At 65.1% G+C, this 24,149-nt stretch carries 19 protein-coding genes; 11 read left to right on the top strand and 8 right to left on the bottom strand.

Annotated elements, in window-relative coordinates; genetic code table 11:
- The first annotated feature begins 326 nt into the window (after positions 1-326).
- Entirely contained in the window at positions 327-695 is a 369-nt protein-coding gene (locus CIC12_RS08140; RefSeq protein WP_168663633.1) for a COG4315 family predicted lipoprotein, read from the top strand.
- A gap of 77 nt (positions 696-772) precedes the next feature.
- Here CIC12_RS08140 and CIC12_RS08145 read toward each other — a convergent pair whose 3' ends face one another.
- Together CIC12_RS08145 and CIC12_RS08150 are read right to left on the bottom strand one after the other, a co-directional pair.
- Positions 773-1,039 (bottom strand): hypothetical protein, encoded by a 267-nt coding sequence (locus CIC12_RS08145; RefSeq protein WP_168663634.1) that lies wholly within the window; start codon positions 1,037-1,039, stop codon positions 773-775.
- Between the two features lie 109 nt (positions 1,040-1,148).
- A complete protein-coding gene (locus CIC12_RS08150; protein WP_168663635.1) occupies positions 1,149-2,237 on the bottom strand; it encodes a substrate-binding domain-containing protein in 1,089 nt (362 codons plus the stop codon).
- A gap of 112 nt (positions 2,238-2,349) precedes the next feature.
- Here CIC12_RS08150 and CIC12_RS08155 point away from each other — a divergent pair, with 112 nt between their 5' ends.
- From CIC12_RS08155 to CIC12_RS08170, 4 genes are read left to right on the top strand one after another with little or no spacing between them, the layout of a single operon-like run.
- Positions 2,350-2,856 carry an NAD(P)H-dependent oxidoreductase subunit E gene (locus CIC12_RS08155; RefSeq protein WP_446727994.1) on the top strand — a complete coding sequence of 169 codons (507 nt, stop codon included), beginning with the start codon at positions 2,350-2,352 and terminating at the stop codon, positions 2,854-2,856.
- Positions 2,853-4,421 (top strand): formate dehydrogenase beta subunit, encoded by a 1,569-nt coding sequence (locus CIC12_RS08160; RefSeq protein ID WP_168663637.1) that lies wholly within the window; start codon positions 2,853-2,855, stop codon positions 4,419-4,421. The genes CIC12_RS08155 and CIC12_RS08160 overlap by 4 nt, the downstream gene beginning before the upstream one ends.
- Before the next feature lie 14 nt (positions 4,422-4,435).
- A complete protein-coding gene (gene fdhF / locus CIC12_RS08165; protein ID WP_168663638.1) occupies positions 4,436-7,381 on the top strand; it encodes a formate dehydrogenase subunit alpha in 2,946 nt (981 codons plus the stop codon).
- 8 nt (positions 7,382-7,389) lie between these two features.
- On the top strand, positions 7,390-7,644 hold the full coding sequence (locus CIC12_RS08170) for a formate dehydrogenase subunit delta (RefSeq protein WP_168663639.1): 255 nt from the start codon (positions 7,390-7,392) through the stop codon (positions 7,642-7,644).
- 174 nt (positions 7,645-7,818) lie between these two features.
- Here CIC12_RS08170 and CIC12_RS08175 read toward each other — a convergent pair whose 3' ends face one another.
- Both CIC12_RS08175 and CIC12_RS08180 read right to left on the bottom strand, forming a co-directional pair.
- Positions 7,819-9,543 (bottom strand): FAD-dependent monooxygenase, encoded by a 1,725-nt coding sequence (locus CIC12_RS08175; RefSeq protein WP_168663640.1) that lies wholly within the window; start codon positions 9,541-9,543, stop codon positions 7,819-7,821.
- Positions 9,544-9,735: 192 nt separating this feature from the next.
- Positions 9,736-10,884 carry a cation diffusion facilitator family transporter gene (locus tag CIC12_RS08180; protein ID WP_174771960.1) on the bottom strand — a complete coding sequence of 383 codons (1,149 nt, stop codon included), beginning with the start codon at positions 10,882-10,884 and terminating at the stop codon, positions 9,736-9,738.
- A gap of 290 nt (positions 10,885-11,174) precedes the next feature.
- On the opposite strand from CIC12_RS08180, the gene CIC12_RS08190 reads away from it, so the two are divergent.
- Complete coding sequence (locus CIC12_RS08190) at positions 11,175-13,022, top strand: tetratricopeptide repeat protein (RefSeq protein WP_168663641.1); 1,848 nt, start codon at positions 11,175-11,177, stop codon at positions 13,020-13,022.
- 213 nt (positions 13,023-13,235) lie between these two features.
- On the opposite strand, the gene tcuC is transcribed toward CIC12_RS08190, so the two are convergent.
- Positions 13,236-14,537: an MFS transporter gene (gene tcuC, locus CIC12_RS08195; protein ID WP_168663642.1), complete on the bottom strand. Its 1,302-nt coding sequence runs from the start codon at positions 14,535-14,537 to the stop codon at positions 13,236-13,238.
- Positions 14,538-14,844: 307 nt separating this feature from the next.
- On the opposite strand from tcuC, the gene CIC12_RS08200 reads away from it, so the two are divergent.
- Both CIC12_RS08200 and CIC12_RS08205 read left to right on the top strand, forming a co-directional pair.
- Entirely contained in the window at positions 14,845-15,369 is a 525-nt protein-coding gene (locus CIC12_RS08200) for a GNAT family N-acetyltransferase (protein WP_168663643.1), read from the top strand.
- A 302-nt stretch (positions 15,370-15,671) separates the two neighbouring features.
- Positions 15,672-16,775 (top strand): hypothetical protein, encoded by a 1,104-nt coding sequence (locus tag CIC12_RS08205; protein WP_168663644.1) that lies wholly within the window; start codon positions 15,672-15,674, stop codon positions 16,773-16,775.
- A 109-nt stretch (positions 16,776-16,884) separates the two neighbouring features.
- Here the strand turns inward: CIC12_RS08205 and CIC12_RS08210 are convergent, their stop codons facing one another.
- The 3 genes from CIC12_RS08210 to CIC12_RS08220 all read right to left on the bottom strand — a co-directional run bounded on the left by CIC12_RS08210 (position 16,885) and on the right by CIC12_RS08220 (position 21,686).
- Positions 16,885-17,664, bottom strand: a complete 780-nt coding sequence (locus tag CIC12_RS08210) for a DUF2968 domain-containing protein (protein WP_168663645.1) — start codon at positions 17,662-17,664, stop codon at positions 16,885-16,887.
- Between the two features lie 587 nt (positions 17,665-18,251).
- Positions 18,252-19,763 (bottom strand): gamma-glutamyl-gamma-aminobutyrate hydrolase family protein, encoded by a 1,512-nt coding sequence (locus CIC12_RS08215; protein WP_168663646.1) that lies wholly within the window; start codon positions 19,761-19,763, stop codon positions 18,252-18,254.
- Between the two features lie 162 nt (positions 19,764-19,925).
- The gene (locus CIC12_RS08220; protein ID WP_168663647.1) at positions 19,926-21,686 is read right to left on the bottom strand and encodes a cation:proton antiporter; all 1,761 of its coding nucleotides are present in this window, start codon (positions 21,684-21,686) and stop codon (positions 19,926-19,928) included.
- A gap of 206 nt (positions 21,687-21,892) precedes the next feature.
- On the opposite strand from CIC12_RS08220, the gene CIC12_RS08225 reads away from it, so the two are divergent.
- The 3 genes from CIC12_RS08225 to CIC12_RS33010 all read left to right on the top strand — a co-directional run.
- Positions 21,893-22,579, top strand: coding sequence for a DUF2848 domain-containing protein (locus tag CIC12_RS08225; protein ID WP_168663648.1), 687 nt, complete (start codon positions 21,893-21,895; stop codon positions 22,577-22,579).
- Between the two features lie 7 nt (positions 22,580-22,586).
- The gene (locus CIC12_RS08230; protein ID WP_168663649.1) at positions 22,587-23,939 is read left to right on the top strand and encodes an MFS transporter; all 1,353 of its coding nucleotides are present in this window, start codon (positions 22,587-22,589) and stop codon (positions 23,937-23,939) included.
- Positions 23,940-23,947: 8 nt separating this feature from the next.
- A partial coding sequence (locus CIC12_RS33010; protein ID WP_238812451.1) for a hypothetical protein occupies positions 23,948-24,149 on the top strand: 202 nt, incomplete at its 3' end.

Raw genomic sequence — 24,149 nt, forward strand, 5'->3', positions numbered from 1 at the left:
AAATTCATTGATCTATTCATTGACCAGACATGGCAACAGTCCTATTACATTAAAATCGCGCCAATAAACTAAAGTATTTTTCATCAAAATTACTGAGAACCTTCCCAATTTCATAAGGAAAATTCACAACCCATTTGCAATTCAAATAAACTTGATCGCCGCAATCGCGGCCGTACAAAACCGGCAACAAACGACCCACACGGAATATTCAACCGCGCTCATCCGTTTATTGCTGGCAGGCACAGCAGCGGCCGGCCCGATTCCAACCGCTGCCTATACTCCAACCACTCGCAGTCAACCACGGTGTCAACACAGGAGCCCGCATCATGCGCAAAACGATCCTTTTCCTCGCCCCGCTCGCGCTGGTCGCGCTGCAACAAAGCGCGTTCGCCGAGCCGCCCAAGGTGAACAACGGCCGCTTCGTCAACGCGGACGGCATGACGCTCTATACGTTCGACAAGGACACCACGCCCGGCGTGAGCGCCTGCACCGGCGGCTGCATGAGCTACTGGCCCGCGGCCACGGCAGGACCAACGGACAAACCGTCGGGCGACTGGACGCTAATCCCCAGCGCCGACGGCAAGCAGCAATGGGCGTACAAGGGCCATCCGCTGTATCGCTACGCGGCGGACAAGCAGGCGGGGGATGCGAAGGGGGAAGGTTTCAAGGACATGTGGCACACGGCCAAGCCCTGAATATGAGCAGCGGCCGATCGAAGATCGGCCGTGAAACGGCGGCGCGGGGCAAACCCGGCGCCGCCATGCGCGCAACGTTATTCGTCCTTAGGACACTGCAGATTGCAGCCGTTCGGATCGCCCATGTCGCCGCGCTTGCGCATGGCCGATTTTTTGCCGGACTGGTATTTATCCGACGGCGCCGACGCGGCAAACGGCATTTGCGGATGTTCGGCAAGACGGAACTGGTCTTGCAGGATGCCGCCCGGCACGCCGGGTGAATTCTGTGCAAAGGCGACCGAGGCGGTAGCGAGCAGCACACTCGCCGTCGCGGCGGCGGCACATGCGTGGAGAAGAGCGTTCATATCGAGTCAGCGCGGCGTGGCGCGCGGTTAAGGCGGAAGCGGAAGTTGAGAGAGTAGCCGAAACGGCGGCGATCCGCAGCGGCGCAGGCAGCCCGAAGTTTACAGCGTCTTACGCCAGGGCATCGGGGGATCCGGCGAGACCGGCGGCAAGATCGACGAGCTTGCCGCAGCCGCGCGGATCGTAGCCGTCGAGACGCTCGACGTTATGTCGAAACGCGCTGCCACGCAACAGATCGATCACCGTGGCAAGCGGCGTGCGTTCGAGATTCGCGCGGTCGCTCGCGAAGTAATAGTCCTCGTCGACGATCGGAATGAAGTCGAGCCCGAAGTGATGCGCCGCGGGCTCCACGCCGAAGCCCACATCCGCCATGCCGCTCGCGACGAACGCCGCGATCGCCGAATGCGTGAGTTCCGTTGACGCATAGCCATTGACCCGCTCCGGATCGATGCCGAGCTGGCGCAGGGCGAGATCGAGCAGGATGCGCGTACCCGAGCCCGGCTGCCGATTGACGAAGCGAATGTCGTCGCGTGCGAGATCGCGGAGTCCGTCGATCCGTTTCGGATTGCCCTTGCCGATGAATAACCCCTGCTTGCGGCGTGTGAGATGCACGAGCACGTGACGCTGCGGGTCGAGCCAGCGCCGGTAGGTGTCGGCGCAAGCCGCGCGGAACTCGCCGAGCGGCAGGTGAAAGCCCGCCAGATCGCACTCGCCGCGCGCGAGCGCGCTGACGGCGTCCGCACCGTCGCGGTATTTGATGTCGACCGGCAGATCGTTCGCGACCAGCGCCGTCACCAGCGTGGCCACCGCGTAGCCGTGCGACGCGTGAATCCGCACGTCGTCGGCGAGCGGCGCGAGCCAGCGGTTCAGGTCGCTCGCGACCTCGCTCGCGAGCGCCTGCATGTTGCCGTCGAGCCGCTCGCCGCACAGACGCTGCGCGCGCAGCACCGCCTGCCCGAGTTCCGATAGTACCGAACCGCGGCCACGCTCCTTCGCGATCAACGGACCACCCAAACGCTCCTCGATGCTGCGCAGCAAACCCCACGCGTGCCGGTAGGACAAACCCTTAAGCGTCGCCGCCTGCGCGATGCTGCCGGATTCGTCGACGAGCGTGAGCAGCGGCACCACGTCCGACAGGCTGGACTCGCGACCGTCCGCACCCTTCACCACCAGCTGCACCTGACATTCGATCCTGATCATATATGTTCAACTCTTTCCTATTGCGCGGGCCGATTTGCCCGCCTATCGTTCGGCTATACCATATTGAATAAACAAAGCATAAGTGCACGCTTTATGAATAACAAGTGCATATATGACTTTTGGAGGAGCCCCTTTGACCGATTCCCTCGCTATCGTGCCGGATCAGCTCGTGCAGCGTCACGCGCGTCCGGGTATGTCGTTGCTTGCGGTGTTGCACGCGATTCAGGATGAGCTCGGCTATGTGCCGCCCGGTGCGGTTGCGCCGCTCGCGCGTGCGCTGAACCTGTCGCGTGCCGAAGTGCACGGCGTCATCACCTACTACCACCACTTCCGCAGCGAGCCCGCCGCGCCGGTCACCGTGCAACTGTGCCGCGCGGAAGCGTGCCGCAGCATGGGCACCGAAGCGCTCGCCCAGCACATCGAGGCGCACACCGGTTGCCGCTTCGACGCCGGCCATCAGCCTGGCGCGACGGTGGAACTGGAGTCGGTGTATTGCCTCGGTCAATGCGCGCTGTCGCCGGCAATGATGGTCAACGGCACATTGCATGCGAGGGTCACGCCGCAGAAATTCGACGCGCTCTTCGCCGCCGCCAGCAAATGCGTGGAGGTGCCGGCATGACACGTATCTATGTTCCCCGCGATTCGTCGGCGCTCGCGCTCGGCGCCGATGCCGTGGCGCAGGCCATTGAAGCCGAAGCCGCGCGCCGCGGCGTCGAGGTCGAGCTGGTGCGCAACGGTTCGCGCGGCCTGCTGTGGCTCGAACCGCTCGTGGAAGTTGCCACCGCCGAAGGCCGCATCGGCTATGCCAACATCGAAGGCGGCGACGTCGCCGCGCTGTTCGACGCCGGCTTCGTCGCAGGCGGCGAGCATGCACGGCGCGTCGGCGTGGTCGACGAAATTCCGTATCTGCGGAAGCAGCAACGCCTGACCTTCGCGCGCATCGGCATCACCGACCCGCTGTCCATCGACGACTACGTCGCGCACGGCGGCCTCGAAGGCCTGCGTCAGGCGCTGCAAACCGACGGCGACGCCGCCTGCGCCGCGCTGATCGAATCCGGCCTGCGGGGCCGCGGCGGCGCCGCGTTCCCGGCCGGCATCAAATGGCGCACGGTGCGCGGCGCGCAAGCGGCGCAAAAGTACATCGTCTGCAATGCCGACGAAGGCGACTCGGGCACCTTCTCCGATCGCCTCGTGATGGAAAGCGATCCGTACATGCTGATCGAAGGCATGATCATCGCGGGCGTCGTGACCGGCGCGACGGTCGGCTACATCTACGTGCGCAGCGAATATCCGCATTCGATCGCGACGCTCGAAGCGGCCATCGCCCGTGCGCGCGCCGCCGGCTGGCTCGGCGACAGCGTGCTCGGCGAGAGCGCGCACCGCTTCGAACTGTTCGTCGCGAAAGGCGCCGGGTCGTACGTCTGCGGCGAGGAAACCGCGCTGCTCGAATCGCTCGAAGGCAAGCGCGGGATCGTACGCGCGAAGCCGCCGGTGCCGGCGCTCTCGGGCCTGTTCGGCCAGCCGAGCGTCATCAACAACGTGATCACGCTTGCCACCGTGCCGATCATCTTCGCGCGCGGCGCGGCGTTCTATAAAGACTTCGGCATGGGCCGCTCGCGCGGCACGCTGCCGTTCCAGCTGGCCGGCAACGTGAAGCAAGGCGGCCTCGTCGAACTCGCGTTCGGTGTGACGCTGCGCGAGCTGCTCTACGACTACGGCGGCGGCACGGCCAGCGGCCGGCCAGCGCGCGCCGTGCAAGTGGGCGGCCCGCTCGGCACGTATCTGCCCGAAAGCCAGTGGGACATTCCGATGGACTACGAGGCGTATGCGGCGGTCGGCGCGGTGGTCGGCCACGGCGGTCTCGTCGTGCACGACGACACGTCGAATCTCGCCGAGCTGGCGCAGTACGCGATGCACTTCTGCGCGATCGAATCGTGCGGCAAATGCACGCCGTGCCGGATCGGCTCGACGCGCGGCGTCGAAGTGATCGGCCGGATCCGCAACGGCGACACGTCCACGCGCCAGGTGCAGTTGCTGCGCGATCTGTGCGACACGATGGTGTCCGGCTCGCTCTGCGCGATGGGCGGCATGACGCCGTTCCCGGTGCTGTCCGCGCTCGACCATTTCCCCGAAGACTTCGGTCTCGCCGATACAACTCACAGCGTGCCCAAGGCCGCGGCCTGACCCAGGAGCTCACCATGTCCGACATGCTCAACTCTCCCGCCGGCGGCTGCGGCTCAGGCAACTGCGCGTGCAAGTCGCAAGCGCAGCAACGCGCCACCCGCTCCTTCCTCGACGACACCGACTACGGCACCCCCGCGCGTCACGCCGACGTCGACGTCACGCTCGAAATCGACGGCCAGGCAGTCACGGTGCCCGCCGGCACCTCGGTGATGCGCGCCGCCGCCGAAGCCGGCGTCAACGTGCCGAAGCTCTGCGCGACCGATTCGCTCGAACCGTTCGGCTCGTGCCGGCTGTGTCTCGTCGAAATCGAAGGCAAGCGCGGCTATCCCGCATCGTGCACGACGCCGGTCGAAGCGGGCATGAAGGTCCGCACGCAAACGGAGCGTCTGCAATCGCTGCGCCGCAATGTCATGGAACTGTACATCTCCGACCATCCGCTCGACTGCCTCACCTGCCCCGCCAACGGCGACTGCGAGCTGCAGGACATGGCGGGCGTGACCGGCCTGCGCGAAGTGCGCTATGGCTTCGACGGCGCGAATCACCTGAAGGACAAGAAGGACGAGTCCAACCCGTACTTCACCTACGACCCGTCAAAGTGCATCGTCTGCAATCGCTGCGTGCGCGCATGCGAGGAAACCCAAGGCACGTTCGCGCTGACCATTGCAGCACGCGGCTTCGAATCGCGCGTGGCGGCGAGTGAGAACCAGCCTTTCATGGACTCGGAGTGCGTGTCGTGCGGCGCGTGCGTCGCCGCATGCCCGACTGCGACCCTGCAGGAAAAGTCCGTGATCATGCTCGGCCAGTCCGAGCATTCGGTCGTCACCACCTGCGCGTATTGCGGCGTCGGCTGCTCGTTCAAGGCGGAGATGAAGGGCAATCAGGTCGTGCGGATGGTGCCGCACAAGAACGGCCAGGCCAACGAAGGCCACGCCTGCGTGAAGGGCCGATTCGCGTGGGGCTACGCGACGCACAAGGACCGCATCACGAAGCCGATGATCCGCGCGAAGATCACGGACCCGTGGCGTGAAGTCAGTTGGGAAGAAGCGATCAGTTACGCCGCGTCCGAATTCCGCCGCATCCAGGAAAAGCATGGGCGCGATTCGATCGGCGGCATCACGTCGTCGCGCTGCACCAACGAGGAAACCTATCTCGTCCAGAAGCTCGTGCGCGCCGCGTTCGGCAACAACAACGTCGACACCTGCGCGCGCGTGTGCCACTCGCCGACCGGCTATGGCCTGAAGACGACGATCGGCGAATCGGCGGGCACGCAGACGTTCGCGTCGGTCGATAAAGCCGACGTCATCATGGTGATCGGCGCGAATCCGACCGACGGCCACCCGGTGTTCGGCTCACGTCTGAAGCGCCGCGTGCGCGAAGGCGCGAAGCTGATCGTCGTCGATCCGCGGCGCATCGATATCGTCGATACGCCGCACGTGAAGGCGTCGCATCATCTGCAATTGCGGCCGGGCACCAACGTGGCCGTCGTGAACGCGCTCGCGCATGTGATCGTCACCGAAGGTCTACTGAACGAAGCGTTCATCGCCGAGCGTTGCGAGGCCCGCGCGTTCGGGCAGTGGCGCGATTTCGTCGCGCTGCCGGAGAACGCGCCCGAAGCCACCGAGGCATTCACGGGCGTGCCGGCGCAGCTAATGCGCGAAGCCGCGCGCATCTATGCGACGGGCGGCAATGCCGCGATCTATTACGGCCTCGGCGTCACCGAACACGCGCAAGGTTCGACGATGGTCATGGGCATCGCCAACCTCGCGATGGCGACCGGCAACATCGGCCGCGAAGGCGTGGGCGTGAATCCGCTGCGCGGCCAGAACAACGTGCAGGGTTCATGCGACATGGGCTCGTTCCCGCACGAACTGCCGGGCTACCGCCATATCAGCGACACGGTCACGCGCACGCTGTTCGAAGACGCCTGGAACGTCACGCTGCAGCCGGAACCCGGCCTGCGCATTCCGAACATGTTCGACGCCGCGGTGCATGGCACCTTCAAGGGCCTCTACTGCCAGGGCGAAGACATCGTGCAGTCGGACCCGAACACGCATCATGTGTCGGCGGCGCTGTCGTCGATGGAATGCATCGTCGTACAGGACATCTTCCTCAACGAGACCGCCAAGTACGCGCACGTGCTGCTGCCCGGCTCGTCGTTCCTCGAAAAGGACGGCACCTTCACCAACGCGGAGCGCCGCATTTCGCGCGTGCGCAAGGTGATGCCGCCGCTCGCGGGTTACGCCGACTGGGAAGCCACGATCCTGCTCTCGCGCGCGCTCGGCTATGAAATGGACTACACGCACCCGTCGCAGATCATGGACGAGATCGCGCGTCTCACGCCGACTTTCCACGGGGTGTCGTATCAGAAGCTCGACGAGCTCGGCAGCATCCAGTGGCCGTGCAACGAGAACGCGCCGGACGGCACGCCGACCATGCACGTCGATGCCTTCGTGCGCGGCAAGGGCCGCTTCGTGATCACGAAGTTCATCGCGTCGCCGGAAAAAGTCACGCGCAAGTTTCCGCTGCTGCTCACGACCGGCCGCATCCTGTCGCAGTACAACGTGGGCGCGCAAACGCGCCGCACCGAGAACTCGCGCTGGCACGACGAGGACCGGCTCGAAATCCATCCACAGGACGCCGAAGATCGCGGCATCAAAAACGCCGACTGGGTCGGCATCGAATCGCGCGCGGGGCAGACCGTGTTGCGCGCGAAGGTGACCGAGCGCATGCAACCGGGCGTGGTCTACACGACGTTCCACTTCCCCGAATCGGGCGCGAACGTGATCACCACCGATAGCTCGGACTGGGCGACCAACTGTCCGGAATACAAGGTGACCGCGGTGCAGGTGACGCCGGTCGAACAGCCGTCGCAATGGCAGCAGGACTACTCGCGCTTTAACAGCGAGCAGCTCGATCTGCTCAGACAGCGCGAGCTGGCCAATACGACATCGGGTAAGTGAGGCGAGCGATGGACACTCAGAACCTGATCGACATGGCGAACCGGATCGGCGACTTCTTCGAGTCGATGCCGGATCACGAGGAAGCGCTCAGCGGGGTTGCCGATCATATTCGCCGCTTCTGGGAGCCGCGCATGCGGCGCGCGCTGCTGGCGGCGCTCGACGAGGCACCGGATGCGAACGGCATGGTGTTGTCGGGCTTCGTCAGGGAGGCGCTCGTCAGGCATCGTGAAGAGCTGACGCCCGCGGCGGCTTCGACCGTTTAGGCGGTTCAGACGGTGGCCGCTGCTCGATGGATCGGGCAGCGGCTAGCCTTTCGCTTCAGGCAGCGGCGAATTCACGAATCGGTCTCTGCTCTCTCACCATTCACGCACAGCGGGTCGCGCGGCGCTTCCCCTCTTCTTCCTGGCAAGACAGTGGAAAACCAGCAACGCCTCAGCTCACAGCGCCGCCTGCTGCGGTATCTCGCCTCCTACCGCAAACCACGCTTCGCAATGCCGCAGCAGGCCGTGCAAATCTGAGCCGGTGCGTCCGCGCGCACCGATATAACCATCCGGCCTCACCAGATAGAACGACGGCCGCGTGCGTCCATACGATTCGGACAACGCCGGCCCGCCGTCGCCGGTCGTATCGGTGATGCGCCAGATCCGCACCGCGCCCGGCAGCAGGCGCTCGACTTCGGCAGCGAGCCGCTCCAGTTCCGGGTCCGGCGGCGGCGCATGCTTGGCGGCCGGGTCGAGCGGCGTCTCGTCGACGGGCAGCGGCGGCACCAGCAGGAACAGCGAGAAGAACGCCGGGTCGTGCAGATCGAAAATGCAGCCGACACCCGGCGCGCGGCCAAGCGGCCCATCGACCACATGCACGAGCGCATCGGGCGCGCGTTCGCCGGCGCGCGGACCGCCGTCGAGCACCCGTTCGAGCGTGAGCGGACTGCGCCGGTACTGGATCGACAACTCGCTGATGGTCAGGCGCGCGGCATCGCGCAGCGGACCGAGCGCGGCGAGCACCGGCATCGCACGTTCGCGCAGCAGCTTGAGCGGCCCGTGATCGGCCTCGGCCATCTGCGTGATGAAGCCGGTCTGCCGCAGCACGTCGCGCTCGATCGGATGCCGTTCGAGGTGGTAGGTATCGAGCAGCCGGTCCGGCGCCGCGCCTTTCAGCACGCGCGCGAGCTTCCAGCCGAGATTGAACGCTTCCTGGATGCCGGTGTTCATGCCTTGCGCGCCGGCCGGGCTGTGTACATGCGCGGCGTCGCCGGCGAGGAAGATGCGGCCGACGCGCAGCCGCTCCACCATCCGGTTGTTCAGATGGAAATACGAGGACCACGCGAGATCCGACACGTCGACGCGTTCACGCACGCGCCGCGCGATCAGCGCCTTGCATTGTTCGAGCGACGGCGCAGGCACGCGGTCGAGCGGCGGCTCGCCGAGTACCGCGGCTGTGGGAGGCGAGGCGACCGCGGCCGGTTCGATCGCATGATCCGCGATCAGCCGATGCCGGCCATGTCCCATCGGAAACAGCGCGACGAGGCCTTCGCCCGACGCAAAGATGTGAAACTCGTCATCGGGCCACGCGGTTTCGGCGTGCAGATCGGCGAGCAGGAAGGTCTGCTCGAAGGTCTTGCCCTCGAAGCTCAGACCCAGCCGATGACGGATCGCGCTGTGCGCACCGTCGGCGGCGATCACGTATGACGGGCGCATCGTTTCGGTGTGGCCGTCGGCACGACGCAGCGTCGCCTGCAGGCCTGCGGAGCCCTGCGAGAACATCGTCAGTTCGACGCCCCGCTCGATCGTCACGCCCAAGGTGGCGAGATGTTCAGTGAGCAGGCGCTCGGTCACGGACTGGTCGAGAAACAGCAGATACGGATAGCGCGTGTGCAGCGGATCGAAATCGAGTTGCGCGAGGCGCATGCCGTTCGAAAAGAGATTGGCGATGCGCGCGCGATGACCGAGTTCCAGAAACGGTTCGACCAGCCGATGCTGTTCGAGCAGTTCGAGCGTGCGCGCCTGAATGCCGATGGCCCGCGAATACGGGTTCGGCTGCATCGCTTTGTCGATCAGACGCACGGGAATATGGGCACGCGCGAGACTCATCGCTGCGGCAAGTCCGGTGGGACCCGCCCCGACGATCAGCACCGGCGACGCGTCGTAGGCTGCAGCGTCCATGCGGCACTCCGGAGACAACAATGCGCTCTAGTGTACGCCGCCGATAATGAGGGTGGCAGTGCGCCGCGTCATTCGGCAGACCGTGGGAAAGCACACGGCGTTCTGTCGATGACGTTCCCGGAGCGGCTTATTGCACGGTCGCTCTGCATGACGTGCGTCCAGCCGCATCACCTCAGTTGCGCACTATCTGAATCAATGCGCATGCGGCGCGTGGTCCAGCGCGCAACGATGCTCGGTGGTGCCGAGGTCGAGCTGCAGCGTCGCATGCTGCATCGAAAAACGCTCGCGCAACGCGCCGACGATGCGGTCGAGCGACTCGTCGCCAGGATGGCCCGCCGGCATCACCAGATGCACGCTGAGCGCGTTGCCGGTGGTCGACAGCGCCCACACGTGCAGGTCGTGCACGTCGACCACGCCGGGTTGCGCGGCCAGATATTCGCGGATGCGTTGCAGATCGATGCCGGGCGGCACGGCGTCGAGCGCGAGGCGCAGCGAATCGCGCAACAGCCCCCACGTGCCCGCCACGACGACCGCGACCACGACGAGGCTCATCAGCGGATCGAGCCAGAGCCAACGGGTATAGAGAATCACGAGGCCGCTCACCGCGACCGCCGCCGAAATGCCGGCATCGGCCGCCATGTGCAGGAAGGCGCCGCGAATGTTGAGGTCTTCCTTCTTGCCGCGCATGAACAGCCACGCGGACATGCCGTTCACCACCACGCCCACGGTCGCGACGACGAACACCGCGAGCCCGGCCACCGGCGCCGGGTTCATCAGACGCCCGATCGCCTCGGCGACGATCACGCCGCACGCGAACAACAGCAACCCCGCGTTGACGAGCGCGGCGAGGATCGACGAACTGCCGTAGCCGAACGTATAGCGCGCCGACGGACGGCGCGTGGCGAGCCAGGCTGCGCCCCATGCGAGCAGCAGGCCGAGGACATCGGAGAGATTGTGGCCCGCGTCGGCGAGCAGCGCGGTGGAATGCGCGAGCACGCCGTAGATCGCCTGAACGACGACGATCGCGATGTTCAGCGCGACGGCGATGGCGAAAGCGCGGCCATGGCCTGCGGCGGGAATGTGGTGGTGATGGTGGTGGCCGGCGTGGGCGTGGTCGTGGGTGTTGCTGGGCTGGCTGGGGTCGCGGTGATCGTGGTCGGCGTGGGCGTGGGCGTTGTGGTTGTGGTCGTGACCGCCATGGTCGTGTCCACTGTGCTCGTGACCGCCATGGGCGCTGCGGCTATCGCCGTGACCACGTCCATCCTGACCGCTGGGCGGATTGCCGCTTCGGACATCCCCGAGCCCTTCATCCCCGCGACCCACTGCATCCTTCTTCTTCATCACGCATCCAGAGAATAGTAGCCAGGCAGGCGAAGCGACCCGGCCAACGGCACACCCATCGCGAGCGGCCCGCTCCGCGCCGCCGGCGGCGCAGCCACAAACCCGGCATGAAAGCCGTGCAGGAACCCGGTCGAAAATTCCGCCGCGAATGTCTCGAATCGATGCTCGCAGCAAAACCATGCACAGGTATCCTGATGCTATAGAGAGGAAGCAAACCGGTCAAACCGGAGCGCGGTCCAGCGAGTGTGGGAAAATGCGGCCTCTGCCTCACCCGAATGCCATCCCCCGTCATGCAACCAGTATTTGACCGCGCTTTCGCGGCGCATCGTGACGGTCGCCTCGACGACGCCGAACGCGGCTACCGCGCGACGCTCGACGGCAATCCCACGCACGTCGACGCGCTGCACCTGCTGGGCGTGCTGCGCCATCAGCAAGGCCAGCACGCCGAAGCCGCCGCACTCGTGCGGCGCGCGGTGAACCTGCGTCCGGAAGACGCCGCGCTGCAACTGAATCTCGGCAACGCGCTAAAGGCGCTCGGCCAGATCGACGACGCGATCGAACAGTTCCGCAACGCGTTGACGCTCGCGCCCTCCTTTCCGATGGCGCACTACAACCTCGGCAACGCGTACGCGTCGCTGGGTCGTCACGAAGACGCCGCCGATGCGTTCGAACGGTCGCTGCGCCTGCAACCCGATGACGCGTCGTCGCACAACAATCTCGGCAACGCGCTGCACGCGCTCGGGCGCCACCCGGAAGCGATCGCGTCGTTCCGGCGCGCGCTCGAACTGCGCCCCGGCCATGCCGGCGCGCTGAACAACATGGGCATGGCGCTGAACGCGCTGGGCCGCGCGGACGAGGCGATCCCCTGCTTCCAGGCGGCGCTCGCCGCCGAGCCGCGCTTCGTCGCCGCACACTTCAACCTCGCCAATACGTTCGACGCCACCGGCCGCCATGCCGAAGCGGTCGCGTCGTTCGAGGCCGCGCTGAGCTTCCAGCCGAACCTGCCGCCCGCCATCTACGGGATGGGCAACGCGCTCGCGGCACTGGGACACCACGCGCAGGCGCTGCCGTATCTGGAACGCTCCGTCGGCCTCGATCCGCAATTCGCGCTCGCCTGGCTCAGTCTCGGCACCGCGCATCAGGCGCTCGGCGCGCCCGCGCGAGCCGTGCGCGCCTTCGATCAGGCGCTGCGCCTGCGCCCCGACCTCGCCTCCGCGCACATGAACCGCGCGCTCGCGTGGCTCACCCTGCGCGACTTTGCACGCGGACTGCCGGAATACGAATGGCGGCTGCAGACTGTCGCGCAGCCGGTCATCCAGACGCTGCCGCGCTGGCACGGCGAGCCGATCGCACAACGCACGCTGCTGATCCACGCCGAGCAGGGTTTCGGCGATACGCTGCAGTTCGTGCGCTTCGTCCCGCTCGCCGCGCAGCGCGCGGCGAGCGTGGTGCTCGAAGTGCAGCCGCAATTGTTGCCCCTGCTCGCGCCCGCCGCCCACGCCTGGCGCGTGACGCTGATCGCCCAGGGCGCGCCGCGCCCCGCCGCCGATCTGCAATGCCCGCTGCTGAGCCTGCCGCTCGCGCTCGGCACGAGCTTCGACACCATCCCTGCCCGCACGCCTTATCTCAACGTGCCGCCCGCATATGGCCGCAAATGGCGCGGCTCGCTCGGCGGCCAGGCCAAACGCAAGATCGGCCTCGCGTGGTCGGGACGCATCCAGCAGAACGAAACGCGTTCGATGCCGCTCGCCGCGCTCGAACCGCTGTTCGCGCTCGACGGCATCGACTGGATCGTGCTGCAACCCGACCTGAGCGCCCCCGAACGCGCGACGCTCGACGCGCATCCGCGCGCTGCATCGATCCATCGGTTCGACGCGCGGATCGGCGACTTCGCGGACACCGCCGCGATCATCGAACGGCTCGACGCGGTGGTGTCGATCGACACGTCCATCGCTCACCTCGCCGGCGCATTGCGCAAGCCGCTCTGGCTGATGCTGCCGTTCGCGGCGGACTGGCGCTGGTTCGAGGGCGACGCGCGCAGCCCGTGGTATCCGGGCGCGACGCTCGTGCGTCAGCCGCGGCCCGGCGTGTGGGACGAAGTCGTCGACGGGGTGGCGAGCGAGTTGCGCACAAGCTAGTTGCGCGGCGTGGCGTTGGAAGCAGGCCGCTTGGGGACGCCGGGCACGCCGGCGCGATGCAAAGCGCGGCACCGCAAGCCACCGACAGCAGGCAACCCGCACGACAGCACTGCATGGCAGGCTCGCGTCACGTTCGACAATAAAAAAACCCCGCGTCCGTGAGAACGCGGGGTTTTTCTTTAACCCGTGCAGCCGCAGCGCGGTCGCGAAAGCTCAAGCCGCCCGATACTGATTGCGCGACTCCGGCGTCCGATACAGAAACAGCGTCGCGATCAAGCCGCAAATCGCCGCCACGCCGAGGACCAGACCCGGCGCCGCCTTGTTGCTCGTAACGTGAATCAGCAGCGTCGCGATCGCCGGCGTGAAACCGCCGACCGTCGTCGCGAGGCTGTAAGCGAGCGAGAAGCCCGCAGTGCGAACTTCGACCGGCATCACCTCGGTCAGCGCCACCACCATCGCGCCGTTATAGCTGCCGTACAGGAACGACAGCCACAACTGGACCGCCAGCAGGCGCGCGAACGACGGCTCGGCGACCAGCCATTGCAGCGCCGGATACGCGGTGGCGATCGTCAGGATCGTGAACGCGAGCAGCACCGGACGGCGGCCGATGCGATCCGACAGCGCGCCCGCGACCGGCAGCCAGACCAGGTTCGACAGACCCACGCAGACGGTGACGACGAGCGTGTCGATGGCGGACAGCTTCAGCACTTCCTTGCCGAAGGTCGGCGTGTAGGCGGTGATCATGTAGAACGACACCGTGGTCATGATGACCATCCCCATGCCGCCCAGCACGACGCCCCAGTTGGTAGCCATCGACTTCATGATCTCGCTCATGCTCGGACGATGCTTGCGCGCCTTGAACTCCTCGGTTTCCTTCAGCGAACGGCGGATGATGAACAGGAACGGCACGATCAGGCAGCCGATCAGGAACGGCACGCGCCAGCCCCAAGCGGTCATCTGGTCGGCCGGCAGCAGCTTGTTCAGCGTCACGCCGATCAGCGCGGCGAACACCACGGCAACCTGCTGGCTGCCCGACTGCCACGAGCAATAGAAGCCCTTGTTGCCTTTCGTCGCGATCTCCGACAGATACACGGACACGCCACCCAGTTCGACCCCGGCGGAGAAGCCTTGCAATAGCCGGCCGAGCAGCACGAGCACCGGTGCGACGAGGCCGATGGTCGCGTAGCCCGGGATCGCCGCGACCGTGAGCGTGCCGAGCGCCATCAGGCCGAGCGTGAGGATCAGCCCTTTGCGGCGGCCGTGATGGTCGATGTAGGCGCCCAGCACGATCGCGCCGATCGGCCGCATCAGGAAGCCCGCGCCGAACACCGACAGCGACAGCATCAGCGACGCAAATTCGTTGCCGCTGGGAAAGTAGGTCTTGGCGATCGCCGAGGCGTAGTAGCCATAGACCATGAAGTCGTACATCTCAAGAAAGTTGCCGCTGACGACGCGGAACACTGTCTTGACCTTGGATTCTTCCTGAACGGAAAGGGTGGGAGAGGCTGTGGACATGAAATTCTCTGATAGGCCCGCCGCCGTGACGCGATGACGGCGGGCAATTGAAACGATCCGCTGCATGAGTGCAAACGGAGGCCGCAGGCAAACGGTAAGGAAAGGCCGCGCCGGAGGGCGCAGCATTATCCTGGCGAGCGTAGTGACGCGGAATCAGGGCAAACCTTGAGACTCATGCGGAAAGCCGCGCCAGGTAATGTTACCGTTGATGGCGCTGTTGCGAAATGCATACAGTTTGCTTACGGACGACGCGAGCATTCATCGCGGTAAACTGTTCTGCCCCGGCACTTGCGTTGATCATCAGCTGATGCGAACCCTCCCCGCCCTTTCGTTGCGCCCCGCCACCGTCGACGACGCCGCGTTGATCGCGTCGATTCACAGCGCCAGTTGGCAAGCCACGTACCGTGGCCTGCTGCCCGATGCGTTCCTCGATGGCGAAGTCACGCACGAGCGCGCCGCGTATTGGGAAGCACGGCTCGGCGCGCCGGGCGGCGAGCGCCGCATCGTGCTGATTGCCGAACTGGCGGGCGCGCCGATCGGCTTCGTCTGCGCCGAACGGCAACCGGAATCCACGTGGGGCGTGCTGCTCGACAACCTGCATGCGCTGCCGGGCTATCAGGGCATCGGTGTCGGCAAGCTGCTGATGCGCGCGGCCGAAGACTGGGCGCGCGCACAAGGCGAGGCGCAGTTGTATCTGTACGTGCTCGAAGGCAATATGCCGGCGATCGGATTCTATGAGCGGCAGGGCTGGCAGTTCGTCGGCGCGGAGCCGGATCATATGGGCGGCGTGGATATCACCGCGCTGCGCTACGTGTACCGGCTGAATCGATAAGGCGGCGAGCGCGGCGAGAGGTCGCCGTGGTCGGACCGGTCGAATCCGGGGCGAGTGTCCTCATTTTTCGGAGCGGTCTGATTTCCGGTATGACAGCGGTCCGTCATCATCGCGAGTAGTCGAGGCTTCACTGGTGGGCGTGCATGCACCTGTCATGTGTTCCTGGCGAATACGCTTGCCGATGTTCGCGTCGATGTGCGGTATGCATGCAAGGTGATCTATCTGCATCACCGCAAGCCTGCGTCCCAATCGATCCCCGCAGCCGCCCACGGCGGCCCCATACGAGGCGCCGGAACAGACCGATGTCCACTATTCAGTTCACCCTGATCGAAGGCGCGATCGCAATGCCCCGCCTGCGTCCGCTCGATCGTCTGCCGACGCCCTTCGGCCGTGACTGGACGCTTCTTCCGCCCGGCCAAAGCTGGCGCACCGACATCAAGGCGCTCTATGCAGCGGTGCTGCGCACCTTCTGCATGAGCGACAAGGCCATCTTGTCGTTTTGCAGATGGGTGCCGTTGAATGCACGGCGTGCTGCTGCCGCAGTTGCTTCGGCAGCAACAGCGACGCGTGCGACGACGGTGTTTCACCCTGCGCGAGAAGAAACTCCGCATGGGGGCGCTGAGGCCGGTGCGCTGCCGATGGCCGAGGCACCTGTGCTCGTGTCCAGGTCGCGCGATGTTCCGCCACATTGGAAAGCGTTTGCAGGTGGCGCATGCGCACTCAGCGGCGCCGCGATACTCGCATGGATTGCGTTCGATCATTCGGCGCATCGCCAGACGATCGCCGTAGAGAAAACCGTGGTCACGGCCAACGCCAACGGCGATGTGCCGCCGGCGCAGCGTCGCGTGCCCGAGGTGGTTATTGGGCGGGAAGCCGTTGGCGGTGGCGCAGTTAAAGCGCGGGCTTCAAGCGCGGCATCGGTACGTGCGGAGCGTGCATCTTCATCTGCCCGCTCCACTTATGCGCCCGTGTCCAGCGCGACTCAAGCGGCGCCGCCGCGTGTCGCCAGTAGCGATACTGGCTCACGCCGCCACACGCTTCGCACAACGGCCAGCAGCCGGCGAGAAAAAACACGCGATCATCTCGCGCGCAGCACAACAGCGAATCCGCTATCGCGCGCTGCCTCCATGGCCGACGGTATGCCGCACATCACCGTCCCGCCGATCGCGCGACGAACGTCGCCTGCACCGTCCACTGCGGGAAAGTACTCGCCTCCCGCGCCGGCGCGACTCGGCATCGACGAATACGCCGACGTGACGATGTCCGCCGCTACGCGCCTGCGCGATATCGCACCGCCGCCCCGCCCTGCTGCGTCCAACCATTCGCCGCTCGGCAATGGGACGGAATGGATGAACCATATTTCGCAGCGTCGCGTGACCGAGGTCCCAGATCAATTCGGGAAGTGAAGCGCAAACGTGCCGCTATCACCGCCTGCGGAATGTGGGCGGCAAAAGAAAACCCGGCTGTTCATTCCTAGCCGGGCTTGTCTCCAAACACAACGCCGTTATTTGACCATTACTTGCGGTTCGGCAACCCGCTTTGCGGCAGCAGTCCACTCTGCATTGGCAGACCGAATTCCGTCTGTTGCTGCAGTTGCATCACTTCGTTCTGCACAGCACGCAATTGCGCCTGCGCACGTTCTTTTTCTGCGCGCAACGTGACCGCCTCGCCCTGCGTTTGCCGCTGGTAGTCATCGACCTTGGCCTGCTGCGTATGTGCGACGGCCAGATCGGCCTGCAGGCGTTTGGCGCGATCCTGCGACATCGCGATGATCTCCGCGATGTACGCCTTTTGCGCCTGTAGCTGCACGCGGCGAATTTCGACATCTGCGAGTTGCGCCGTCTGCTGCGCAAAATCCGCGTAGATCACTTCCGAGCGATCGACGTTCCCGGACTTGATCACGCGCCAGAAATGTTTGTTCTGAAATAACGCGACGTAGTACGTCATTTCTTGCGGGTAGAAGAACAGACTTGCGCCGTAACTGCCGTTGTATGTGGTGCGCAGTTCGCTCAGCTTCGCGTCGTGAATCATTTGCATCAATTCGGCGACATTGCCTTGCGCGTCGCTCGATGAGTTCTCTGCGTCCGATGCATCCGATGCGGACAATGTGTCCGCCCGCACATCGGCGAGAGCGGCCCCGTTGGGTTGCGGCGTCAACGCTCTGATTGCCGGCCGCATACCGCCAATCTGCGCGGCCTCTTCGCCCTGCGTCGCAAGCGCCAAACCGGCATGCGGCAGCAGTGCGTATGAAACCGCGAGCAGCACGGCACGCCGTATTATTAAGTGATACTTCATACCTGCTTGCTCCATCCAGATCCCAAGACAGCCGCAGATTATCGCGCGGATTTGCCGTGAAGCGAAGCACTCAAATGCCGCCTGACACGACTTCAAATTGAGATACATCGACGGCGAACGAATCCGGATAAAGCAAAGCGCACAATCAGGAAATAAACGTTTCGGGATAGACCAAACCATAGCAAACCACCTCGCGCACGAGCTTCCCATCTTGTTATTGGATTTGGATTTGTACTAATCCAACAGCGAGCGGGTTTTAATATTGCGATAGACGGCGGGATCTTTATCTCAAAATTTATCTACGATCGGATTCCTTATTTTCTTGATAAAGAGAGGCTGACGAACTCGACCACGGAGTGCTGGCATCGGTCACGCGAGCTCGCGCAACACCAGCCGTCAAGAAAGTGCAGAGGAAACTGCAAGATGGAAACAGAGGGAAATAGCGCGGGCCGAATGCCGCGCGAAGCGCGCCGCCGCATCACGCGACGGCGCGTCAAACAATTTAGCTTCGGGAAACAGCATTCAACCGCAACCCGCTCCCCTCCCAGTCACACACCAGAACGCGTGCCTGAGAAACACAAAAAGCCTCAAAACCGCGTTTCCCGCGCCACCCGCAAAAACGTATCGAGCAGCGGCGTGCAATCGAGCAACTCCGGGCCGCCCGCGCGATGAAACTCCGGATGCCACTGCACGCCCATCACGAACGGCGCACGCCGGTAGCGCACGGCTTCGATGATGCCGTCCGTCGCCGACACCGCCTCGATATTCAGATCGCGCCCGAGCGTTTTCACCGCCTGATGGTGAATCGAGTTGACGATCGCATCGCGCCGGCCAGGGAACATGTTGACCAGCGTCGAACCGTCCGGAAAATGAATCCCGTGCCGATGCTGATCGTAGTTCTCGTTGACGTGCGCCGCCGCGGTCGGGACATCGGTCGCAATGTCCTGATACAAGGTGCCGCCGAACGCCACGTTGATCAGTTGACAGCCGCGGCACACGCCCAGCACCGGCTTGCCCGACTCGACGAACTCGTGCAGCAACTCCAGCTCATACATGTCGCGCACGCGGTCGCCGGGCCACTCGTGGCTGGTCGCCTCTTCCGCGTACGTCTGCGGAGAAACGTCGGCGCCGCCTTGCAACAGCAAGCCGTCGAGATGCTTCGCGTAGTCACGCAACCGGATATTGCTCGGATGCAGCATGCCCTGATGACCGACGGTCGGAATCATGAACACGAGGACGTCACGCGACATCACCCAGTGCGCGATCGATTCCTCCAGGTATTGCAGCGTCTTGCCGCGCAGCCCCTTCGCGCCCGGCTCCGGATGGAAGATGCGTGCCGACACGCCGATGCGCAGCGTGCGCTGTGTGATCCGCTGTCCCGCGCGATCGAACAGCTGACGCGCGCGCGCCGCGATGATGCGGCCGAACACGGTCCACGCCGAATCGTTCTGCTTCAGATAGCGCGGCGGCGACGGCGGCAACGCATTGGGCGGCGGCGCATGGGTCGCGCTGAAATCGGGTGCCGCGCCGAAGCCCGGCGGCGGCGCGCCGGCCGGGCGCGAGGTGGAAGTCTCGGCTGATTCGGCGGCGTTGTCGTCGGTCGAGGCCGGCGTGGTCAACCCGCCGGCTAGCGGCTCGCCGCTCGCGAAGGTCGGCGCGCTCCTGGTGCTTGTCGCGCCCGCTGCGCTCTTCGTGCCTTTCATGATGCCGGGATGTGCAGCGGGTGCGCCCGCATGGCGCGCCTCGCGCTCATGCACTTCGGCTTCCTGCTTCGCCGTCGATGCAGCGGCCGAACTGCGCGCCTCGGCCGCGTCGCGCTGGCGGGCCGTTTGGGGATCGGTGGGCGTCACGGTCGAGGCGCTCTCGGGGTCGTCTGTGGACGAGCGCGCGGCCGCCTCTTCGGCAGCCGGCGTCACGTCCTTCATCGGCGACTGGATCGCGTCTTCATGCGAGGGAGGTAGCGAAGCCGCCGGTTCGGGCGGAGTGGTGCCGGGTTTCGACACGCCGGGCGTTGCTGCCGGCGACACCGGCGTTGGCGACGCCGAAGGCGACGATGGGCTGCCGGGCGTGCCGGCGTTGTCAGGTTTATTTTCGCTCATGACAGTCAGACAGGCGCCTTCCACGCGAACGAATGAATATGCCCTGATTATCCGCCAGCCCAGCACGCCCCGCAAACGCACACACAATTGCTCACATTGTTGCGAGGGCTGCGGCGGAACTCGCGGCTGGTGTAGCCGCAGAGCGCGCAGTGCCCATCCCGATCACTCATGATCCGGCTGTTCCTCGAAAGTCTCGCGCAAGGCGATCTGCATCGACGCGTGGATCTTCACGCACCAGCGCCACACGAGCGCGAGCAGCACCGCCGCGCAGACCAGTACCACGGCGAGCAGGCCGGTCGGCGGCAGGATGCTGCCCGAGAGCGCCGCGACGAGCAGAAACACGCCGACCATCGACACCACCGGCACCAGGTCGGAGATCGCGTAGCGGAGCGCGCTCGTGAAGCGCCCGGCTGTCGCCGGCTGCACGCTGACTTCGGCGAGCAGCAGCGCGAGCGACTTGGTCTTGCGATAAACCGCCACGAGGAACGGCAGCGACACGACCAGCGCGACGCTCCACTGCACCACACGCTGCATCGGCTCCGAACTCAGCCAGTGCGCGAGCAGCATGCCGGTATAAGGCGCGCTGTACGACACGGTCAGAAAAATCGCGGCGACCAGCGCGAGGTTGACCGCGATCTGCACGATGATCCTGCGCGTCATGCTGAAGAGCGTCGGCTCGCCGCTCTGCGTGCTCAGGCTGCGCAGCCACTGGCCATAGAGGCTGAACGCGTTGGCGAGCGTGGCCGGCATCGCCTGGCCGAGGCGCCGGGTCAGCGGATCGGCGCCTCGGATCAGATACGGCGTGAAGAGCGTAGTCAGCGCCGACACCGCCACCGCGATCGGATAGAGAAACGCGCTCGTCACGTTCAGCGTCAAGCCGAGCGACGCGATGATGAACGAGAACTCGCCGATCTGCGACACGGTCATGCCCACGCGCATCGAGGTGCGCGCGTCCTGCCCCGAGAGGAAAGTGCCCAGCCCGCACGACACGATCTTGCCGACGATCACCGCGACCGTGATCACCGCGATCGGCCACGCGTAGTCGAGCAGCACGGCGGGGTTCAGCATCAGGCCGATCGTCACGAAGAAGATCGCGGAAAAGGCGTCGCGCAACGGCGCGATCAGATGCTCGATCCGATGCAGATGGCGCGACTCGGCCATGATTGCGCCGATCAGGAACGCGCCGAGCGCAATGCTGTAGTCGAGCTTCACCACCAACAGGCAGAAACCGAAGCAGAAGCCGAGCACGGACACCAGCAGCATCTCGTCGCTGCGCGTGCGCGCCACGTAGTTCAACGCACGCGGCACCACCAGCACGCCCACCAGCAGCGACACGGTCATGAACAGCAGCAGCTTGCCGAGCGTGACCATCGCGAGGCCGGCGCTCAACTGGCCGGTCTGCGCGATGCCGGTCAACAGCACGAGCATCGCGATGCCGAGAATGTCCTCGACGATCAGAATGCCGAACACCAGTTGCGCGAAACGTTCGCGTTTCAGGCCCAGTTCGGACAGCGCCTTGACGATGATGGTGGTCGACGAAATCGCGAGGATCGCGCCGAGGAACAGTGAATCCATCGGACTCCAGCCGAACGCACTACCGATCTCGTAGCCGATCCACAGCATCAGCACGATCTCGGAGAGGGCCGCGACGATCGCGGTCGCGCCCACCTGGAAGAGCTTGCGCAGGCTGAATTCGAGGCCCAGCGAAAACATCAGGAACACGACGCCGAGTTCGCCCAGCGTCTGGATGGTCTGCTCGTCGTGGATCAACTGGAACGGCGGCGTGTACGGCCCGATGATCAAGCCCGCGGCGATATAACCGAGCACCACAGGCTGCTTCAGGCGATGGAACAGCACGGTGACGACGCCGGCGAGCGCCATCACGACCGCCAAATCCTGAATGAAGCCAATCCCCTGGTGCATGAATGCGTCCCTTACAAAAAGTAATTTCAAGGAGGCAGTGTACCAGCCGCATCTCGCCGTCCCATCTCGCAAAAAGGCCGGACAGCTTGGGATTCGCCCGCCATACCGCCCATTGCTCGCATGGTCCGCTGGAATATTTTTGACACACTGGACTCATGTGAAATATCACAATAATATCTACCGAATATTTGTCTTGGAGCCCAATGATGCAGCCGTTGTCTTTCCATGTTGTCGACCGCGCCGGCCAGAGCCGTGCGGAGCAGGTTGAAGTGAGCCGTCTGACCATCGCCGGGTGGGCCGGGCGCGATCAGACGGCCATCGAGCATCACATTGCCGAGCTCGCCGAACTCGGCGTGAAGCGGCCGTCCACCACGCCGTGCTTCTACCGGCTCGGCGCAGAACTGCTGACGCAGGCCGAGCAGATCGACGTGGTCGGCGTGAAGTCGAGCGGCGAAGCCGAGTGCGTGCTGCTGCAATCGCCAGCGGGCGTGCTCGTGACGATCGGCTCCGATCACACTGACCGCGAGGTCGAGGCGTACGGCGTGACCGTCTCCAAACAGGTCTGCCCGAAACCGCTCGCGCGCGACGCATGGCGTTTTGACGACGTCGCCGGCCACTGGGACCAGCTGGAAGTGCGCGCGTACGCCGTCGCGAACGGCGAGCGGCGCATCTATCAGCAGGGCAGCGTCGCATCGCTGCTGCCGGCCGCCGAGCTGCTCGCTCGCGCGCCGCTCACCGCTGGCGCGGCGATGTTCTGCGGCACGCTCGCAGTGCAAGGCGGTATCGTCGGGATGGCCGATGGCGATGCGCTCGAACTCGAACTGCACGACCCCATCCTGAACCGCACGCTGCGCCACGCCTATCGCGTGCGCGCGCTACCTATCGTCGAATGAGGCACGCATGAGCTCCCCATCGCCCGCCGTCAATGCCGACGCGTCGTCCGACGCGCTGCTCGAAGCCACCGCGCTGCGCAAGATCACCTGGCGCATCATGCCGTTCCTGTTTCTCGTCTATGTGCTGTCGTATCTGGATCGCGTCAACATCGGTTACGCGAAGCTGCAGTTCACAGGCGACCTCGGGTTGTCGAACGCGGCGTACGGACTCGGCGCGGGGATCTTTTTCTTTGGCTACTTCGTGTTCGAAGTGCCGAGCAACCTGCTGCTGAAGAAGTTCGGCGCGCGCGCCACGATCGCCCGCATCACGATGCTGTGGGGCCTGCTGTCGTGCCTGATGATGTTCGTGCGCAGCGAAACGATGTTCTATGTGCTGCGCTTTTTCCTCGGCGTGGCCGAAGCCGGGCTGGTGCCGGGCGTGGTGCTGTATCTGACCTTCTGGTTCCCGGCCGACCGGCGCGCACGGATGGTCGCCGTGTTCATGGCGGCAATTCCAGTGGCGGGCATCATCGGCGCGCCTTTGTCGGGCTTTCTGATGTCGGCGCTGCATGACGCGCACGGCTTGCGCGGCTGGCAGTGGATGTTCCTGATCGAAGGCATTCCGTCGATTCTCGCGGGCTTCTGGGCGCTCGCCGTCCTGCGCAACACGCCTACCGAAGCCGTGTGGCTCAGCGCCGACGAAAAGCGCGTGATCACGAGCCGCCTCGCGCGGGAAAACAGCGCGGCGACGGCGGCCGGCGCCGAGCACAGTCTCGCGCTCGCGTTGCGCTCGGGCCGTTTCTGGCTGCTCACGCTCATCTACTTCTGCCTCGTCACCGGCAACGCGGGCTTCTCGTTCTGGCTGCCGCAGATCGTCAAGGATCTCGGCGTGACCAACCTCGTCACCAACGGCTTCGTCACCGCGATTCCGTATCTGGCCGCAGGCATCGGCATGATCCTGATCGGCCGTTCGTCGGACATCACCGGCGAGAGGCGCTGGCACTACGCGATATGCTGCTTCATCGGCGCGGCGGGGCTGCTTGGCAGCGCATCGGTGACCAACTCGATTCCGCTCGCCGTCACCGGCCTGTCGATCGCGTATATCGGCATCCTGGCGGGCTTCGGCATCTTCTGGTCGATGTCGACGACTTTCCTGCAAGGCACGGCGGCCGTCGCGGGAATCGCGGTGATCAACTCGATCGCGAACCTTGCGGGCTATGTGAGCCCGTACGTGCTCGGCATCGTCAAGGACGCGACGCATAGCGTGACGTTCGGGCTGGTGCTGATCGCGGGGGCGCTGAGCGTCGGCGGCCTGGTCACGTTGATGATGCCGCGCGTGAAGGTGCAGCATGCCGCGCAGGTTGCGACGGGGCGTGCGTGAACCCGGGCATGAAGCGCGCCAGAATCGAGTTTGCGGCGCGGCCATCGACACAGATGCGTGGCGCAGGGGACGCGCCGGATAACGCGCAGCACACGCGGCGTGGTACGCATCCGGCCCGCCCCCGGACCACGAACGCGGCGATGTCCGCGCACCGCGCTCGCAGCACGAGCGACGCGCAGCCCGACATCCATGCGCACCGCGCGCCCCGTG

This window comes from Paraburkholderia sp. SG-MS1, from assembly GCF_012275575.1.
Lineage (GTDB): Bacteria > Pseudomonadota > Gammaproteobacteria > Burkholderiales > Burkholderiaceae > Paraburkholderia.